Consider the following 13,622-nt stretch of genomic DNA (forward strand, 5'->3'; position numbering starts at 1 on the left):
GGGTCCAAGACCTTGGATCCGAGATGCTGGATCCGAAATCTCGGATCCGGGACATCGGATCCGAGACGTTGGATCCAAGATTTCGGATCCATGAGCCTGGATCCAGGATTTTGGATCCAGGATCCGGTCAGGCCAGCAATCCCGTCCTCGCTGCCGCCAGCACCTCCTCGATCCGGTCCCACGTCTCGGTGTCCCGGGGGATCGCATCCAGCGTGTCACCCGTGCCGGTGCCCCAGGCCGTGGCGATGGCCACGGGGTCCTCGCCGGTGGTCGTGGCGGCGGCGAGGGCGGCGGCGCCCAGGGCGACGAGTTCGGTGGCGGTGGGGAGGACGAGGGGGCGGCCGGAGAGGCGGCGGATGGTGTCGGTCCAGGTGCGGCCTCGGGCGCCGCCGCCGATGAGGCGGAGGGGGCGGGTGCGGACGGAGGGGTCGGTGGGGTCGAGACCGCAGGCGGTGAGGAGGCCGTCGAGGGCGCGCAGGACGGTGAAGGCGGCGCCTTCGTAGGCGGCGCCGAGGACGGCGCGGGGGTCGGTGGCGTGGCGCAGGCCGGTGAGGAGGCCGGAGGCGGCGGGGAGGTCGGGGGTGCGTTCGCCGTCGAGGTACGGGAGGACGACGGTCTCGCCGCCGGGGAGGGCGTCCTCGCGGTCGAGGCCGAGGAGGGTGGCGAAGCGGTCGACGGCGAGGGTGCAGTTGAGGGTGCAGCCGAGGGGGAGGTACGTGCCGTCGGTGGCGGCGAAGCCGGCGAGGGCGGGGTCGGCGGGGCGGGCGCGGGTGGCGGCGAAGACGGTGCCGGAGGTGCCGAGGCTGACGACGGGGTGGTCGAGGAGGCCGGCGGCGCCGAGGCCGAGGCCGACGGCGGCGGCCATGTTGTCGCCGGTGCCGGCCGCGACCGCGACCGTGCGGGGCAGGCCCAGGGCCTCGGCGGCCGCCGCCGTGAGGGTTCCCGCGCGGGTGGCGCCGGTGGGGGCCACTGTCGGCAGGTGCGCGGGGGTGAGGCCGAGGAGGTCGAGGAGTTCGGGGGCGTAGGCGGCGTCGGCGGGGGCGTACCAGCAGGTGCCCGAGGCGTCGCCGGGGTCCGTCACGGCCTCGCCGGAGAGGCGTTCGGTGAGCAGGTCGTGCGGGAGGCGGACGGCGGTGGTGGCCTCGGCGTGGTGGGGCTCGTGTTCACGCAGCCACTGCCACTTGGCGGCGGTCATGGAGGCGACCGGGACGGAGCCGGTGCGGTCCAGCCAGGGCTTCGGGCCGCCGAGGGCGTCGGTGAGGGCGGCCGCCTGGGGGGCGGAGCGGGTGTCGTTCCAGAGGAGGGCGGGGCGCAGCGGGCGGTGACCCGCGCCGAGGGCGACGAGGCCGTGCTGCTGTCCCGCCACGGCGATGGCGGTGACCTGCGCGGGGGCGGCGCCCGCTTCGCGTACGGCCGCGCGGACGGCGGTGACCAGGGCGGTCCACCACTCCTCGGGGTCGCTCTCGCGGGCGCCGTTCGTGCCGGTGACGGTGTGCGGGGCGCGGCCCAGGCCGAGCACTTCGCCGGTGGCGGTGTCGACGGCGACGGCCTTGGTGGACTGTGTGGAGCTGTCCACGCCGATCACGATCGAGCCGGTCGCGGCCGAGCCCCTCGCGGCCGAGGCGCTCGCGGCCGAGCGGTTCACGGGCGGCATGCCCTCACCTCTTCTCTCTCTTCTTCTCGTCTCCATGGCCCTGCGGTCTGGCGTTCCCAGGCGCCCGTGGCATATTAGTTATCTCAGAAAACAAATCCGGCCGCCAGCATCCGCCCGCAGCTCGTCAGCAGCGAGGCAGCGGCCCGCCAGAGAAGGATCCGCCCATGCCCGAGCGTTTCTCCCCCACCCCCGAGGACCGTTTCACCTTCGGCCTGTGGACCGTCGGCTGGCAGGGCCGCGATCCCTTCGGCGACGCCACCCGGCCCGCGCTCGACCCGGTCGAGTCGGTCGAGCGGCTGGCCGCACTCGGGGCGTACGGCGTCACGTTCCACGACGACGACCTGATCCCGTTCGGCGCGCCCGAGGCGGAGCGCGAGGCCGTCGTGAAGCGGTTCCGGGACGCCCTCGACCGCACCGGCCTCAAGGTCCCCATGGCGACCACCAACCTCTTCACCCACCCGGTCTTCAAGGACGGCGCCTTCACCTCCAACGACCGGGACGTCCGCCGTTACGCGCTCCGCAAGACGATCCGGAACATCGACCTGGCCGTGGAGCTCGGCGCCACCACCTACGTCGCCTGGGGCGGGCGCGAGGGCGCGGAGTCGGGCGCGGCGAAGGACGTGCGGGTGGCCCTGGACCGGATGAAGGAGGCCTTCGACCTGCTCGGCCAGTACGTCACCGAGCAGGGGTACGACCTGCGGTTCGCGATCGAGCCCAAGCCGAACGAGCCGCGCGGCGACATCCTGCTGCCCACGATCGGGCACGCGCTCGCCTTCATCGAGCGCCTCGAGCGGCCCGAACTCGTGGGCGTGAACCCGGAGACGGGGCACGAGCAGATGGCCGGGCTCAACTTCCCGCACGGGATCGCGCAGGCGCTGTGGGCGGGCAAGCTCTTCCACATCGACCTCAACGGCCAGTCCGGCATCAAGTACGACCAGGACTTCCGCTTCGGCGCCGGCGACCTGCGGCAGGCGTTCTGGCTGGTCGACCTGCTCGAATCCGCCGGTTACACCGGGCCGCGCCACTTCGACTTCAAGCCGGTCCGCACCGACGGCTTCGACGGCGTCTGGGAATCGGCGAAGAACTGCATGCGCAACTACCTGATCCTCAAGGAGCGGGCCGCCGCCTTCCGCGCCGACGCCGAGGTGCGGGAGGCGCTCGCCGCCTCCCGGCTGCCGGAGCTCGCCGTGCCGACCGCGCCCGAGGGCCTCGCGGAGCTGCTGGCCGATCCGACCGCCTACGAGACCTTCGACGTCGACGCGGCCGCCGCGCGCTCGATGGCCTTCGAGCGCCTCGACCAGCTCGCCCTGGAGCACCTGCTCGGCGTACGGCGCTGAGCCCGCGCCCCCGGGGCGGCGTCAGCGGGTGGTGAGGGTGGAGCGGCGGACGACCAGCTCCGGCTGGAGCACCACCTGCTGGTGCCGGTGGCCGGCCGCCGCCTCGCCGGTCTCCTCCAGGAGCAGTTCGGCGGCCCGGGCCCCCAGGGTCAGGGCCGGCTGGCGCACGGAGGTGAGCGGCACGGTCGCGGCCGCCGCGAACTCGATGTCGTCGTAGCCGACGATCGCCATGTCCTCCGGGACCCGCACGCCGGCCGCGTACAGCGCCTGGAGGACGCCGAGCGCGAGCAGGTCGTTGGCGCAGAAGACGGCGGTGGGGCGGTCGGCGAGGCCGAGGACCCGGGAACCGGCGTCGCGGCCCGAGGCCACGTCGAGCCGCTCCGCCGGGAGCTCCCGGAGCGCGGTCGCGGGCAGACCGGCCTCGGCCAGGGCGAGCAGCGCGCCCTCGCGGCGGTCCCGCACCTGCTGGAGGTGGGCGGGGCCGCTGACGTACGCGAAGGTGCGGTGACCGGTGGCGACGAGGTGGCGGATCGCGAGCGAGCCGCCGACGACGTCGTCGACGGAGACCGAGCAGCCGCCGGCGTCCCCGCCGACCCGGTCGACGAGGACGTACGGGATGCCGTGGCGGCCGAAGTCGCGGAGGTTCCCGCCGCCCGCGTCGGCGGGGGTGACGAGGACGCCGCGGACCCGCTGTTCGGCGAAGAGGGAGAGGTAGTCGGCCTCGTCGGCCGGGTTCTGGTCGCTGTTGCAGACCATGACGCCGAGCCCGGCGGCGCGGGCGGTGCGTTCCGCGCCGCGCGCGATGTCGACGAAGAAGGGGTTGCCCATGTCGAGGACGAGCAGCGCCATGATCCTGCTGCGGCCCGCCCGGAGCTGGCGGGCCGACTCGCTGCGGACGTAACCGAGCCGGTCGATCACCCGGCGGACGTGCTCCAGGGTGGACGGGGAGACCCGGTCCGGCTGGTTGATCACATTGGACACCGTCCCGACGGAGACCCCGGCCTCCCGCGCCACATCCTTGATGCCGACGATCCGACCGGCGGCCGGGGGCGTGGTGGGGGTGTGCGCGGCGGGGTTCCGCCCGGGGGCCGACTGCCTGGCGGGCGCCTGCCCGGCGGGCGCCTGGCTGGGGGCGGCCTGGCCGATGGGCGCCTGCCCGGCGGGCGCCCGACCGGGGGCTGCCTGCCCGACCGGCGCCTGCCCGGCGGGGGGCATCCCGGTGGTCGGCCGGTCTGCGGGGGGCTGCCCCGTGGTCGGCTCGCCGGCCGCCGTCCGGGCCGTCGTCGTCCGTCTGCCGGCCGGTCGGCCGTCCCCGGTCTTCCCGGCGTCGTGCGCGGGGCCCGTCACCCGTTCCACCTGCGTGCCACCTGGTCGTCCGTCCTGCCCGTTCCGCCCCGTCCGTGCGGGGTCGCCGCCACCTGTCGCATCCTATGCGGCTCCGCTCACGCGAGGTGGAAGACCTCGGTCAGGGGGCGCATCGCCTCGTCCGGGCGCCGGCCGTCGAGCTCCTCGAAGAAGCCGCCCATCTCGGCCTGCCAGCGGGCGTTCACCTCGGTGGCCTCCATCGCGGCCTTCGCCCGCTCGAAGTCCTCGGTCTCCAGGTAGCCGACGAGGAGGCCGTCCTCGCGGAGGAAGAGCGAGTAGTTGTGCCAGCCGGAGGCCGCGAGCGCCTCGCGCATCTCCTGCCAGACCTCGGCATGGCGCGCCCGGTACTCCTCCGTCCGCCCGGCGCGGACCTTCAGCAGGAAGCAGACCCTCTGCACGACGCCTCCATGGCTTCTCGGCTTGAAATGTTTCAGAATCCTCGCTCCCGGACGCTAGATCCCCGTCGCCTCCGCGGTCAAGAACCTTGACGACACCTTGGGTGCAGGCTAGTTTCCCAGGCGACTGAATCGATTCATTGAACTCGACTGAACACACCGAGGTGGACATGCCCGACATCGCCGCCGTGAAGGCCTCCCTCGCCGCCCAGCGGATCGAGACCCCCTCCTGGGGCTACGGGAACTCCGGCACCCGCTTCAAGGTGTTCGCACAGCCCGGCGTGCCCCGGGACCCGTACGAGAAGCTCGACGACGCCGCCGAGGTGCACGCCCGCACCGGCGTCGCCCCGAAGGTCTCCCTGCACATCCCGTGGGACCGGGTCGACGACTACGCCGCCCTCGGCGCGTACGCGAAGGAGCGCGGCCTGGAGCTGGGTGCCATCAACTCCAACACCTTCCAGGAGGACGACTACCGCCTCGGCAGCGTCTGCCACCCGGACCCGAAGGTGCGCCGCAAGGCGGTCGGCCACCTCCTGGAGTGCGTCGACATCATGGACGCCACCGGGTCGACGGACCTGAAGCTGTGGTTCGCCGACGGCACCAACTACCCCGGCCAGGACGACATCACCGCCCGCCAGGACCGGCTCGCCGAGTGCCTCGCCGAGGTGTACGCGCGACTCGGCGACGAGCAACGGCTGCTCCTGGAGTACAAGTTCTTCGAGCCGGCCTTCTACACCACCGACGTCCCGGACTGGGGCACCGCCTACGCCCACTGCCTCACGCTCGGCCCGAAGGCGCGGGTCGTCGTGGACACCGGACACCACGCACCCGGCACCAACATCGAGTTCATCGTCGCGTTCCTCCTGCGGGAGGGGAAGCTCGGCGGCTTCGACTTCAACTCCCGCTTCTACGCCGACGACGACCTCATGGTCGGCTCCGCCGACCCCTTCCAGCTCTTCCGGATCATGCACGAGGTCGTCAGGAACGGCGGACTGGACGCGGCCACGAACGTCGCCTTCATGCTCGACCAGTGCCACAACATCGAGGCGAAGGTCCCGGCCGTCATCCGCTCCGTGATGAACGTCCAGGAGGCCACCGCGAAGGCCCTCCTCGTCGACGCCGACGCGCTCTCCGCCGCCCAGGCCGCCGGTGACGTGCTCGCCGCCAACGCCGTCCTGATGGACGCCTACAACACCGACGTACGCCCGCTGCTCCGCGAACTCCGCGAGGAGCAGGGCCTCGACCCCGACCCGGTGGCCGCGACCCTCCGCTCCGGACGCCTGGAGCGCGTCGCCGCCGAGCGCGTCGGCGGCGCCCAGGCCGGCTGGGGCGCCTAGCCCCCTCCTCCCCTCCCCCACACCTCCCCTTCCAGGACTTCAGGAAAGAAGACCGTCATGACTTCCGGCACCCACCCCGAGGTCGCCGCCCTCCTCGCCCGCGCCCACCGCCTCGGCTCCGACCCGACCGTCACCAACTACGCGGGCGGCAACGCCTCCGCGAAGGGCTCCGCCCCCGACCCGGTCACCGGCGGGGACGTGGAGCTGATGTGGGTGAAGGGCTCCGGGGGCGACCTCGGCACCCTCACCGAGGACGGGCTCGCCGTCCTCCGGCTCGACCGGCTGCGCGCCCTCGCCTCCGTCTACCCGGGCGTGGAGCGCGAGGACGAGATGGTCGCCGCCTTCGACCACTGCCTGTACGGGAAGGGCGGCGCGGCCCCCTCCATCGACACCGCCATGCACGGCCTGGTCGACGCGCCGCACGTCGACCACCTGCACCCCGACGCGGGCATCGCGCTGGCCTGCGCCGCCGACGGCGAGAAGCTGACGGCGGAGTGCTTCGGCCCCACCGTGGCCTGGGTGCCGTGGCGGCGGCCCGGCTTCCAGCTCGGGCTCGACATCGCCGCCGTCCGGGACGCCCACCCGGAGGCGATCGGCTGCGTCCTCGGCGGGCACGGCATCACCGCCTGGGGCGCCACCTCCGAGGAGTGCGAGCGCAACGCGCTGCACCTCGTCCGCACCGCCGAGGCCTTCCTCGCCGAGCGGGGCCGCCCCGAGCCCTTCGGGCCGGTCGTCGACGGGTACGAGCCGCTGCCGGAGCGGCTGCGCCGGGAGCGGGCCGCCGCGCTCGCCCCGTACGTCCGCGCCCTCGCCTCCCAGGACCGGCCGCAGGTCGGCCACTTCACCGACTCCGCGACCGTCCTCGACTTCGTGTCCCGCTCCGAGCACCCGCGCCTGGCCGCCCTGGGCACCTCCTGCCCCGACCACTTCCTGCGCACCAAGGTGCGGCCGCTCGTCCTCGACCTGCCGCCCGCCGCGCCCCTCGACGAGACGGTGGCCAGGCTGCGGGAGCTGCACGCCGCCTACCGCGAGGAGTACGCGGCCTACTACCGCCGGCACGCGCTGCCGGACTCGCCGCCGATGCGGGGCGCCGACCCGGCGATCGTGCTCGTGCCCGGGGTCGGGATGTTCTCCTTCGGCAAGGACAAGCAGACGGCCCGCGTGGCGGGCGAGTTCTACGTGAACGCGATCAACGTGATGCGCGGCGCCGAAGCGGTGTCGGCCTACTCCCCGATCGAGGAGGCTGAGAAGTTCCGCATCGAGTACTGGGAGCTGGAGGAGGCGAAGCTGCGGCGGATGCCGAGGCCCAAGCCGCTGGCGACCCGGGTGGCGCTGGTGACCGGCGCGGGCAGCGGCATCGGGCGGGCGATCGCGGCGCGGCTCGCGGCCGAGGGCGCGTGCGTGGTCGTGGCGGACGTGAACGCCGGGAGCGCGGCGGAGGTCGCGGCCGGACTCGGCGGGCCCGACCGGGCGGTGGCCGTGACGGTGGACGTGACGGACGAGACCGCGATCGAAGCCGCCTTCCGGGAGGCGCTGCTGGCGTTCGGCGGGGTCGACCTGGTGGTCAACAACGCCGGGATCTCGATCTCCAAGCCGCTCCTGGAGACCACGGCGGAGGACTGGGACCTCCAGCACTCCATCATGGCCCGTGGCTCCTTCCTGGTCTCCCGCGAGGCGGCCCGGGTGATGACCGCCCAGGGGCTCGGCGGTGACATCGTCTACATCGCGTCGAAGAACGCGGTCTTCGCCGGCCCGAACAACATCGCCTACTCGGCGACCAAGGCCGACCAGGCCCATCAGGTCCGGCTGCTCGCCGCCGAGCTGGGCGAGCACGGGATCCGGGTGAACGGCGTGAACCCGGACGGGGTGGTGCGCGGTTCGGGGATCTTCGCCGGGGGCTGGGGGGCGCGGCGGGCGGCGACGTACGGCATCGAGGAGGAGAAGCTCGGCGAGTTCTACGCCCAGCGGACGCTGCTGAAGCGGGAGGTGCTGCCGGAGCACGTGGCGAACGCCGTCTTCGCGCTCACCGGCGGGGACCTCACCCACACGACCGGTCTGCACGTGCCCGTCGACGCGGGCGTCGCCGCGGCCTTCCTGCGATGAGCGGTCTTCGTTCGATGAGCGGTCTTCCTTCGTCCAGCGGGCGCACCGGGTCCTTCGCTGCGGCCGATCTCGGGGCCACCAGCGGGCGGGTCATGGTCGGCCGGGTCGGTCCCGGCGTCCTGGAACTGACCGAGGCGCACCGTTTCCCCAATGTGCCGGTCCGGCTGCCGGACGGGTTGCGCTGGGACGCGCTCGGCCTGTTCCAGGGGGTCCTGGACGGGCTGCGGACGGCGGCCCGTTCGGGGCCGGTGGACTCCGTCGGGGTGGACACCTGGGCGGTCGACCACGGGCTGCTCGACGCCGACGGGGCGCTGCTCGGCGCACCCTTCCACTACCGGGACGCGCGGACGGACGGGGTGGCGGAAGGGGTGTGGGAGCGGGTCGGGGGCGCGGCGGAGCTGTACCGTACGACCGGCCTCCAGCACCTGCCGTTCAACACGGTCTTCCAGCTGGCCGCTGCCGCCGGTTCGGCTCAACTCGCCGCGGCGCGGACCCTGTTGCTGATGCCGGACCTGTTCACGTACTGGCTGACGGGGTCGGTCGGGGCGGAGGAGACGAACGCGTCGACGACCGGGCTGTTCGACGTCGGGGCCGGCACGTGGGCCGGGGCGCTGCTCGACCGGCTCGGGATCGATCCGGGGTTGCTGCCGGCGCTGCGGGCGCCCGGCGATCCGGCGGGGACGCTGCTGCCGTACGTGACGGAGTACACCGGGCTTCCGGCGGGGACGCCGGTGACGGCGGTCGCCTCGCACGACACGGCGTCGGCGGTCGTGGCCGTCCCCGCCACCGAGTCCGGGGCCGGTGCAGGTGCCGGCGCCGTCGCGTTCGTCTCGTGCGGTACGTGGTCGCTCGCCGGGCTCGAACTGCCGGGCCCCGTACTGACGGAGGACGCACGGGCGGCGAACTTCACCAACGAGCGGGGTGTCGACGGCACCGTGCGGTTCCTGCGGAACGTGATGGGGCTGTGGCTGTGGGAGGAGTGCCGCCGGACCTGGGAGGGGCGGGGACACGTGGTGGACCTGCCGGTCCTGCTCGAACGGGCCGCGCAGGAGCGGCCGTTCCGGTCGCTGGTCGATCCGGACGCGCCGGAGTTCCTGGCGCCCGGGGACATGCCGGGGCGGATCGCGGCGTACTGCCGGCGCACCGGGCAGCCGGTGCCGGAGTCCCCGGCGACGGTGCTGCGGTGCGTCCTGGAGTCGCTGGCCGTGGCACACCGGCGCACGCTGCGCGAGGCCGCCGGGCTGTCGGGGCGGGAGCTCCGCCGGATCCATCTGGTGGGCGGCGGCGCGCGGAACCCGCTGCTGTGCCAGTGGACGGCGGACGCGTCGGGGCTGCCGGTGACGGCGGGCCCGGTGGAGGCCACGGCGCTGGGGAACGTGCTGGTGCAGGCGCGGGCCGCGGGTCTCGTCGGGGACCTGGCGTCCGTGCGTCGCCTGGTCGCCGGGACCCAGCCCCTGCGACACTACGAGCCGCAGGGCGACGGTTCCGCCTGGGACCGGGCCGCCGCCCGCTTCGAACCGTCCCCGAGGAACTGCTGATGCGCGTCGCCCTCTTCGTCACCTGTGTCAACGACGCCGTCTTCCCGTCGACGGGCGTGGCCACGGTCCGGCTGCTCGAACGGCTGGGCGTGGACGTGGACTTCCCGGCGGCGCAGACCTGCTGCGGGCAGCCGCAGTTCAACACCGGCTACCGGCGGGAGACCGGGCCGCTGGTGCGGCGCACGGTCGGCGCCTTCGAGGGGTACGACCACGTGGTCGTCCCGTCGGGTTCGTGCGCGGCGATGGTCCGCCACCACTACCCGGCGTTCGGTCCGGAGGCGGCGGCGCTCGGGCCGCGCACGTACGAGCTGACGGAGTTCCTCGTCGACGTGCTGGGCGTGACCGACGTCGGCGCGTGGTTCCCGCACAAGGTCACGTACCACCCGTCGTGTCACGGCCTGCGGATGCTGGGCCTGGGCGACCGGCCGCGCCGGCTCCTGGAGGCGGTGAAGGGCCTGGAGCTGGTGGAGCTGCCGGGGGCGGAGGAGTGCTGCGGCTTCGGCGGCACCTTCGCGGTGAAGAACCCGGACGTGTCGGCGGCGATGGGCGCGGACAAGGTGGCGAACGCGGTGTCGACCGGTGCCGGAGTGCTGTGCGGCGCGGACAACTCGTGCCTGCTGCACGTCGGCGGCATGCTGAGCCGGCAGGGGGCGCCGCTGCGGGCGGTGCACCTGGCGGAGATCCTGGCGAGCACGGAAGAGGAGCCCTGGCGGTGAGCGGAGTCTTCATGGGGATGCCCCCCTTCCCCGAGGCCGCGCGGGAGGCGGTGCGGGACGAGCGGCTGCGGGGCAATCTGCGGCACGCCACGCACACGATCCGCGACAAGCGGGCGCGGGCGGTCGCGGAGCTGGCCGACTGGGCCGAGCTGCGGGAGGCCGGGAAGCGGATCAAGGACCGGACGCTCCGTCACCTCGACACGTATCTGCTCCAGTTGGAGCAGGCGGTGACGGCGGCGGGCGGGACGGTGCACTGGGCGTCGGACGCGGCCGAGGCGAACCGGATCGTCGCGGACCTCGTGAAGGCGACCGGCGAGACGGAGGTCGTCAAGGTCAAGTCGATGGCCACGCAGGAGATCGGCCTCAACGAGGCCCTGGAGGCGGAGGGGATCCGCGCCTACGAGACCGACCTGGCCGAGCTGATCGTGCAGCTCGGCGAGGACCGGCCCTCGCACATCCTGGTCCCCGCCATCCATCGCAACCGGGGCGAGATCCGCGACATCTTCCGTACGGAGATGGGCCGTTGGGGACGCCCGGCGCCGGAGGGGCTGTCCGACTCCCCCGCCGAGCTGGCGGAGGCGGCCCGGCTGCACCTGCGGGAGAAGTTCCTGCGGGCGAAGGTCGGGATCTCCGGGGCGAACTTCATGGTCGCCGAGACCGGCACGCTCGTCGTCGTGGAGTCGGAGGGCAACGGCCGGATGTGCCTGACCCTCCCCGAGACGCTGATCTCCGTGGTGGGTGTGGAGAAGGTGGTGCCGGAGTGGCGGGACCTGGAGGTCTTCCTCCAGACGCTGCCCCGCTCCTCGACGGCCGAGCGGATGAACCCGTACACGAGCATGTGGACGGGGACGGCGGACGCCGACGGGCCGCGGACCTTCCATCTGGTGCTGCTCGACAACGGCCGCACCGACGCCCTCGCCGACGAGGTCGGCCGGCAGGCGCTGCGCTGCATCCGCTGCTCGGCCTGCCTGAACGTGTGCCCGGTGTACGAGCGGGCGGGCGGGCACGCGTACGGCTCGGTCTACCCGGGCCCGATCGGCGCGATCCTCACCCCGCAGCTGCGCGGCACCGGCAGCGAGGTCGACGCCTCCCTGCCGTACGCCTCCTCGCTGTGCGGGGCCTGCTACGAGGTGTGCCCGGTCGCCATCGACATCCCGGAGGTGCTGGTGCACCTGCGGGAGAAGGTCGCCGACCGGGGCGGGAAGGGACACCGCCTTGAGAAGGCGGCGATGAAGGCCGCCGGGTGGGTCCTCGACCATCCCGGTGTCCTCGCGGCCGGTGAGCGCGTCGCGTCGCGGACGCGGAAGCTGCACCCCAGGAAGCTGCCCGGGCCGGGCGCCCGCCAGTGGACGGACCACCGGGACCTGCCCCAGCTGCCCGCCGAACCCTTCCGGGACTGGTGGAGGAAGAACCGCGCGGGAGTGCCCGCGGACGAACCCGCCGGCGAGTCCGCGGACAAGCCCACAGGAGACCGCCCATGAGCCAGAACTCCCGCGAGCGGATCCTCGCCCGGATCCGGTCCGCCGTCGCGGACGCCCCCGAGGCGCCGGAGGTGCCCCGTACGTACCTCGCCCGCCACACCCCGGACGACCCGGACGCGGTGCTCGACCTGCTGCACGAGAACCTCGCCGACTACCGGGCCCACGTGCACCGCACCGACGAGGCCGGGCTGCCCGCGCTGATCGCGCGGCTGCTCCGGGAGCGCGGGGCACGGAGTGTCGCCGTGCCGCCGGGGCTGCCCGCGGAGTGGGCGGCCGCCGCGACGGCGGAGCCCGTACCGGACGACGGGCTGACCCCGGCGGCCCTGGACGCGGTCGACGCCGTGGTGACGGGGTGCGCGCTCGCGGTCGCCGAGACGGGGACGATCGTCCTCGACGGCGGTCTTGGGCAGGGGCGGCGGGCCCTCACCCTCGTACCGGACCTGCACGTGTGCGTGGTCCGTGAGGAGCAGGTCGTCGCCTCCGTGCCGGAGGCGCTGCCCAGGCTCGACCTGCGGCGGCCGCTGACCTGGATCTCGGGGCCGTCGGCGACGAGCGACATCGAGCTGGACCGGGTCGAAGGCGTGCACGGGCCCCGGACCCTGGAGGTCGTCCTGGTCCGGGGCGCGCGGCGCACGGCGGGGTGATCAGGCGGACTCGCGGATCACCAGTTCCGTGGGGAGGATGACGGTCGCCGGGTCCTCGCCCGCTATCCGGGCGAGGAGGGTGCGGACCATCTCGGCGCTGATCCGGTCCCAGGGCTGCCGGATGGTGGTCAGCGGCGGCTGGGAGCCCAGCGCGGCCGGGGAGTCGTCGAAGCCGCCGACGGCGATGTCCTCGGGGACCCGCTTGCCGGCGCGGGCGAGGGCGTCGAGGACGCCCTGGGCCATCAGGTCGGAGGCGACGAAGACCGCGTCGACGTCGGGTGCCCGCTCCAGGAGGGCGCGGGCCCCTTCGGCGCCGCTGGCGCGGCTGTAGTCGCCGGTGACGATCAGGTCCTCGTCGACGGGGAGTCCGCGGTCGGCGAGGGTCTCGCGGTAGCCGGCGAGCCGTTCGACGCCGCCGGGGGTGTCGAGCGGGCCGGTGACGGTGGCGATGCGGCGGCGCCCGGTGGCGTACAGGTGGCGGACCATCTCGCGGGCGCCGTCGCGGTCGTCGGCGGCGACGTACCCGACGCGGGTGGTCTGGCCGAGCGGTTTGCCGCAGGCGACGACGGGGACGCCGGCCTCGTGGAGCCGGGCCACGACGGGGTCGCCGGAGTGGCTGGAGACCAGGAGGACGCCGTCGACGTGGCCGGCCTCGATGTAGCGGAGGTTGCGGCGGCGTTCGTCCTCGGTGCCCGCGATCATCAGGATCAGGGGGATGTCGCGGTCGGCGAGGGCCTGGGTGCAGGCGCGCAGGAGGACGTTGAAGTTGGGGTCCTCGAAGAAGCGCTCCTGCGGCTCGGTGAGGAGGAAGGCGACGGAGTCGGACTTGCCGGTGATCAGCGAGCGGGCGTGCCGGTTGACGACGTACCCCGTTCTGCGGATCGCGGCGTCGACGGCCGCCTTGGCCGCGGGGCTGACGTAGTGGCCGCCGTTGAGGACGCGGGAGACGGTGCCGCGCGAGACTCCGGCCTCGCGGGCCACGTCGTGGATGGTCGCGGGACGGCGCCTGCTCGCTGCTGTGCTCATGCTGTGTGTTTCCCCTCGATCCCCTG

General features: G+C 73.9%; 11 protein-coding genes. 7 read left to right on the forward strand and 4 right to left on the reverse strand.

Annotation, left to right across the window (positions count from 1 at the left end):
- Window positions 1–127 precede the first annotated feature (127 nt).
- Window positions 128–1,654, reverse strand: a complete 1,527-nt coding sequence (xylB, locus tag ABZ621_RS22270; protein WP_360607113.1) for a xylulokinase — start codon at window positions 1,652–1,654, stop codon at window positions 128–130.
- A gap of 164 nt (window positions 1,655–1,818) precedes the next feature.
- Between xylB and xylA the strand changes: the two genes are divergently transcribed.
- Complete coding sequence (gene xylA / locus ABZ621_RS22275) at window positions 1,819–2,991, forward strand: xylose isomerase (RefSeq protein WP_360607115.1); 1,173 nt, start codon at window positions 1,819–1,821, stop codon at window positions 2,989–2,991.
- 21 nt (window positions 2,992–3,012) lie between these two features.
- Here xylA and ABZ621_RS22280 read toward each other — a convergent pair whose 3' ends face one another.
- Window positions 3,013–4,023, reverse strand: a complete 1,011-nt coding sequence (locus tag ABZ621_RS22280) for a LacI family DNA-binding transcriptional regulator (RefSeq protein ID WP_360607426.1) — start codon at window positions 4,021–4,023, stop codon at window positions 3,013–3,015.
- 410 nt (window positions 4,024–4,433) lie between these two features.
- The gene (locus tag ABZ621_RS22285) at window positions 4,434–4,754 is read right to left on the reverse strand and encodes an L-rhamnose mutarotase (RefSeq protein ID WP_360607117.1); all 321 of its coding nucleotides are present in this window, start codon (window positions 4,752–4,754) and stop codon (window positions 4,434–4,436) included.
- Window positions 4,755–4,921: 167 nt separating this feature from the next.
- Here ABZ621_RS22285 and rhaI point away from each other — a divergent pair, with 167 nt between their 5' ends.
- Genes rhaI through ABZ621_RS22315 form a run of 6 tightly spaced genes read left to right on the forward strand, consistent with a single transcriptional unit; the run spans window position 4,922 to window position 12,570 of the window.
- A complete protein-coding gene (gene rhaI, locus ABZ621_RS22290; protein WP_360607428.1) occupies window positions 4,922–6,088 on the forward strand; it encodes an L-rhamnose isomerase in 1,167 nt (388 codons plus the stop codon).
- A 57-nt stretch (window positions 6,089–6,145) separates the two neighbouring features.
- Window positions 6,146–8,191 (forward strand): bifunctional aldolase/short-chain dehydrogenase, encoded by a 2,046-nt coding sequence (locus ABZ621_RS22295; protein ID WP_360607119.1) that lies wholly within the window; start codon window positions 6,146–6,148, stop codon window positions 8,189–8,191.
- Window positions 8,192–8,205: 14 nt separating this feature from the next.
- Window positions 8,206–9,729 (forward strand): rhamnulokinase family protein, encoded by a 1,524-nt coding sequence (locus ABZ621_RS22300; protein ID WP_360607121.1) that lies wholly within the window; start codon window positions 8,206–8,208, stop codon window positions 9,727–9,729.
- Window positions 9,729–10,445 carry a (Fe-S)-binding protein gene (locus tag ABZ621_RS22305; RefSeq protein WP_360607123.1) on the forward strand — a complete coding sequence of 239 codons (717 nt, stop codon included), beginning with the start codon at window positions 9,729–9,731 and terminating at the stop codon, window positions 10,443–10,445. The genes ABZ621_RS22300 and ABZ621_RS22305 overlap by 1 nt, the downstream gene beginning before the upstream one ends.
- Window positions 10,442–11,926: a LutB/LldF family L-lactate oxidation iron-sulfur protein gene (locus ABZ621_RS22310; protein ID WP_360607125.1), complete on the forward strand. Its 1,485-nt coding sequence runs from the start codon at window positions 10,442–10,444 to the stop codon at window positions 11,924–11,926. The genes ABZ621_RS22305 and ABZ621_RS22310 overlap by 4 nt, the downstream gene beginning before the upstream one ends.
- Complete coding sequence (locus tag ABZ621_RS22315; RefSeq protein WP_360607127.1) at window positions 11,923–12,570, forward strand: lactate utilization protein C; 648 nt, start codon at window positions 11,923–11,925, stop codon at window positions 12,568–12,570. The genes ABZ621_RS22310 and ABZ621_RS22315 overlap by 4 nt, the downstream gene beginning before the upstream one ends.
- On the opposite strand, the gene ABZ621_RS22320 is transcribed toward ABZ621_RS22315, so the two are convergent.
- Window positions 12,571–13,596, reverse strand: a complete 1,026-nt coding sequence (locus tag ABZ621_RS22320) for a LacI family DNA-binding transcriptional regulator (protein ID WP_360607129.1) — start codon at window positions 13,594–13,596, stop codon at window positions 12,571–12,573.
- Window positions 13,597–13,622: the final 26 nt, after the last annotated feature.

The sequence above is a fragment of the Streptomyces sp. NPDC007863 genome (assembly GCF_040633895.1).
In the GTDB taxonomy this organism is placed as follows: Bacteria; Actinomycetota; Actinomycetes; order Streptomycetales; family Streptomycetaceae; genus Streptomyces.

What these genes read in the sequence shown, in the direction of transcription:
- xylB (WP_360607113.1), bottom strand. Translation starts at nt 1,654, where the DNA reads ATGCCGCCCGTGAACCGCTCGGCCGCGAGCGCCTCGGCCGCGAGGGGC.
- xylA (WP_360607115.1), top strand. Translation starts at nt 1,819, where the DNA reads ATGCCCGAGCGTTTCTCCCCCACCCCCGAGGACCGTTTCACCTTCGGC.
- rhaI (WP_360607428.1), top strand. Translation starts at nt 4,922, where the DNA reads ATGCCCGACATCGCCGCCGTGAAGGCCTCCCTCGCCGCCCAGCGGATC.
- ABZ621_RS22295 (WP_360607119.1), top strand. Translation starts at nt 6,146, where the DNA reads ATGACTTCCGGCACCCACCCCGAGGTCGCCGCCCTCCTCGCCCGCGCC.
- ABZ621_RS22300 (WP_360607121.1), top strand. Translation starts at nt 8,206, where the DNA reads ATGAGCGGTCTTCCTTCGTCCAGCGGGCGCACCGGGTCCTTCGCTGCG.
- ABZ621_RS22305 (WP_360607123.1), top strand. Translation starts at nt 9,729, where the DNA reads ATGCGCGTCGCCCTCTTCGTCACCTGTGTCAACGACGCCGTCTTCCCG.
- ABZ621_RS22315 (WP_360607127.1), top strand. Translation starts at nt 11,923, where the DNA reads ATGAGCCAGAACTCCCGCGAGCGGATCCTCGCCCGGATCCGGTCCGCC.
- ABZ621_RS22320 (WP_360607129.1), bottom strand. Translation starts at nt 13,596, where the DNA reads ATGAGCACAGCAGCGAGCAGGCGCCGTCCCGCGACCATCCACGACGTG.